Origin of the sequence: Methylobacterium cerastii (assembly GCF_022179125.1) — a bacterium.
GTDB lineage: Bacteria > Pseudomonadota > Alphaproteobacteria > Rhizobiales > Beijerinckiaceae > Methylobacterium > Methylobacterium cerastii.
This window is the reverse complement of the sequence record NZ_BPQG01000139.1, coordinates 1-3,297: the sequence shown is the minus strand read 5'-3', so window position 1 is coordinate 3,297 and position 3,297 is coordinate 1. Positions and strand designations below refer to the sequence as shown.

The window sequence follows — 3,297 nt, the reverse complement described above, 5'->3', positions numbered from 1 at the left end:
GGCCTGAAAACAGCGCTTACCTTGAGAAGGTGAATCTCACCGATTCTCGGCGGCCGCTTCCGACCCTTCACAGACCCTCGGAATGTCCGCTTCACTGCAGCGTGGTGGAGGATGCTCTATGGCCGGGTTGGGTGGTTTCGTGTCGGTCCGCTTCCGAGCAGCGGAAGCCTTGAAGCGGACATAGCCAAAGGACGTGCCACGACCCGTTGCAGACGAATGGCCCGTTTGCCGGTAGGTCGTACCTCATGATGGAACAGATGAGCATCCACGTACGGCGAGCCGATCATGTCGGCTTCGCAGTTGCCTTCCTCGACGAGGCCCTTCGGTTCTGGGTCGATGGGCTTGGCGCGCGGCTTGTGCGGACAGGCGAGATGGGGGGAGAGTTCCTTGGTCAAGTGACCGGGGCACATGGGGCGAAGGTGCGGATGGCAATCGTTTCGCTAGCGGACCAGGCAATCGAACTCCTAGAGTATCAGGGTCCGGACCGACCAAGCGTGCCAGCTAAGCCGTTCGACCCTGGCTTCGCTCATCTGGCACTTGTTGTCGATGACATCGACGCGATCCTGGTGCGGATCGCTGCCTACGGCTGGAAGGCTCAAGGCATTCCGCAGTCGATCGCGAGCGGCGCACGGGCTGGAACGCGAGTGATCTACGCCGTTGGCCCTGACGGCGCGACGATCGAGTTCATGCAGCCGCCAGCCTCCGTCCAAGATCTCTGATCCGGCCGGGCGGGGGACCGCTTGCCATCTCGATCGAGCGCGTGCTGCACCGAAGGCGACGCTAAAACTGTCCGGCGACGCTCGCTATAGAAAATAAGTATCAAAAAAACTTACTACGTTTTATAACAAAAACTACAACACATAAGAGAAAATTGCCACTGTCGGCACAATTATTGTGCTTAGGACTGACATTGCCATAAGCGCTACAACGCAATTCCCGTGCTCTCTTGGTTTTTCTTTTAATATATATTCTACGGGAACAGAAAGCAGAAGAAATGGTGAAGCACAGATAACGAAAAGGATACAGATAAGATAATATGGGATCACCGTTGCCATTAGCAATGGCATCGACAGGTCCAGCTTATTGCTTTCGACGTGCGTCGCACAAATGGAAGACATCGAGGCACCCCTTGGTCCGAAGCCAAATTGCAACCTCTGGTAGAATTGCAATTAAAGGTGCAATTGCAAGGGCTGGCTGCTGCGCCTACGCGTTGGGGAATACGCAGGCCCAAGACCGGTGCGAGGCGCCGACCCCTGTTCGCTGCCCATCATCGTCATCTGAACCGACTTGCTGACACTGTGTGACAGCTTATGCAGACATAAGCCTTTCCAACCGTGGCCACTGCGCACTGGTTGAAGGAGCGCCCGCGTGTCAGATCAGGCCATGACCAAACCAAACGCGAACCGCTGCGAAGTGAAGGTCGACGGCGCCTGGTTGGTTGTCAGTCTTATTGAGGCGCAGGGGACATACGGTACGGCCGAAAAGCGCTGTCCGTCATGCCACGGCCGCGTCGCGGTCGCCGGATCGTACGCCGCAGTTGTGAAACGCACGCTGATGCATCGCCGCGTCCACGATGGTTGTCCGCTGATCTCCCGGGGTTATTGCGGCACACCTTCGCTGCATCCAGAAGCGGTCGAGTAGGCGAGCGCACTACCGATGAATGAGATCCGCCCATGCTGATGCTCGCGCTTCTGTTAGCTTTGCTCGCCATCCTGGTCGTGATGTTCGTCACGCGACGGCATATCGGAAGGCTGGGATCGCTTGCCACGCTGATCGCCGGCGCGATGCTAGCCCTCTGGTTGATCGATAGCGGCTTGGTCCCGGGCTCCAGGGGGCCACTTGAAGGCGATCGGGCGACCACGGCTCGGGATCAGTGATCGCCGGATCAAGCCTTCGATGCTCGACAACCAGACCTCGGCGGCTATCCTGCCGCGATGCGCATAGCCATCGCCGTCCTCGCTCTCGTCGTCACCACCGGAGGTGCCGGCGCGCAGCAGCAAATGCCGACTGTTTCAGAGCTGCTGACGGCAGAAGTGAAGGCCTCGCGGGCGTGCGAGGGATCAGGGGATGCCGACGTCGCCCGAGAGCAATGCCGGCTCCGCGATCGCTTGAGCGGCCGCCTGGCGCAAGTTGGCTACTGCTGGGGCCGCAAAGGCCAGGGCGACGAGAAGAAGCAGTGGCACGCTTGCCAGCCGGACTCGATCTACGAGGACGATATCGAAGCGGTGCAGCGCTGACATCAAGGCTACCGGTCGATGTACAAGCTCCCGCCAGGCAGCCTCTACCGCCTGCAGACGTTGGCCCAGACAGGCGCACGCTTCTACAAGGTGAGCGCCTACATGCGGCGTCTGGAGGTACTGGGCCTGGTCGTCGCCACCGGTCGCACGGACCCGAGAACAAACTGCAGCGAGTACAGGATCACCGAAAGCGGGCGTGCCGAGCTCAAGGAGCGCTACGACCTACCATCGATAGATCCTATCGAACCCTGAAATCCTTCGATCACGGTGACGCAGATGCCTTGTAGTACTGATGGCGCCTTCTGAGTGGTGGTAGTGAGTATCACGATCACCAGCGACCTGCTCAAGGTCAAGATCGTCACCGACGACGAGGTGAACGCTGCCGTCGATGTGTTCATGAAGGACGCGACAGTGAGCCTGTTCCGGTTCGCCAGCGGGCACACGCTGGACCTTGCAGCCTCTGTTAAAGCCTACGAGCCGGCGCGCGCGGCCGTGGCCGATCCGGACCGGACGGAGAAGTTCCGGCGCGGCATGGTGCGGACCGCCATCCTGCTAGGGCCGACGGAAGCACCGTGAGCGACGTCCTCCTTCAGGAAGCCGGTGTCGCTATCCGCGCAATGGGCTGGAAGGTAGAGCCGACCGGTGATGATCTCGGCCTATAGCTGGTAAACGGGGAACAGCTTAACGATGCCGATTTCCTGGCACTTGCCCGGCTCATCGGGCTGCTGACCAGCCTCGAAACGATTCAGTAAACCCTGCCGACACCGCGCCGGCCAAGTGCAAACCGGCGCGGTGTCGGCGGGAAGCGCGGAGCAGGTCTTCGGATCACTCCGCCGCTTGCTGAAAGCGCAAGCGCTGGTTCTGCCCGATGGTGCGGGAGATCATGGAGCGGCGCGCGCTGTAGCTGGGCGAGACAAAGGGATAGTCGACCGGGAGGCCCCACTTGGCACGGTAGGCCTCGGGCGACAGCCCTCTCATCGTGAGATGCCGGCGCAGCGCCTTGTAGGGCTTGCCGTCCTCGAAGCTGATGATGGCATCGGGCGAGATCGACTTGCGGATC

Annotated in this window: 7 protein-coding genes; 6 read left to right on the top strand and 1 reads right to left on the bottom strand. The window is 60.3% G+C overall.

The genetic code is table 11. The features are described from left to right. The first annotated feature begins 245 nt into the window (after positions 1-245). From MFF13_RS26150 to MFF13_RS26125, 6 genes are all read left to right on the top strand, one after another. Positions 246-719, top strand: a complete 474-nt coding sequence (locus MFF13_RS26150) for a VOC family protein (RefSeq protein WP_238273386.1) — start codon at positions 246-248, stop codon at positions 717-719. Between the two features lie 649 nt (positions 720-1,368). Then, positions 1,369-1,641 carry a hypothetical protein gene (locus tag MFF13_RS26145; protein WP_238273385.1) on the top strand — a complete coding sequence of 91 codons (273 nt, stop codon included), beginning with the start codon at positions 1,369-1,371 and terminating at the stop codon, positions 1,639-1,641. A gap of 32 nt (positions 1,642-1,673) precedes the next feature. Beyond that, on the top strand, positions 1,674-1,877 hold the full coding sequence (locus tag MFF13_RS26140) for a hypothetical protein (protein WP_147752761.1): 204 nt from the start codon (positions 1,674-1,676) through the stop codon (positions 1,875-1,877). A 57-nt stretch (positions 1,878-1,934) separates the two neighbouring features. Continuing rightward, on the top strand, positions 1,935-2,237 hold the full coding sequence (locus MFF13_RS26135; protein ID WP_238273384.1) for a hypothetical protein: 303 nt from the start codon (positions 1,935-1,937) through the stop codon (positions 2,235-2,237). 18 nt (positions 2,238-2,255) lie between these two features. Next, positions 2,256-2,489, top strand: coding sequence for a hypothetical protein (locus tag MFF13_RS26130; protein ID WP_238273383.1), 234 nt, complete (start codon positions 2,256-2,258; stop codon positions 2,487-2,489). A 63-nt stretch (positions 2,490-2,552) separates the two neighbouring features. Next, complete coding sequence (locus MFF13_RS26125) at positions 2,553-2,813, top strand: hypothetical protein (RefSeq protein ID WP_238273382.1); 261 nt, start codon at positions 2,553-2,555, stop codon at positions 2,811-2,813. A gap of 249 nt (positions 2,814-3,062) precedes the next feature. Here MFF13_RS26125 and MFF13_RS26120 read toward each other — a convergent pair. Then, positions 3,063-3,297 (bottom strand): MucR family transcriptional regulator (locus MFF13_RS26120; protein WP_238273381.1); only part of this gene is annotated, 235 nt, incomplete at its 5' end.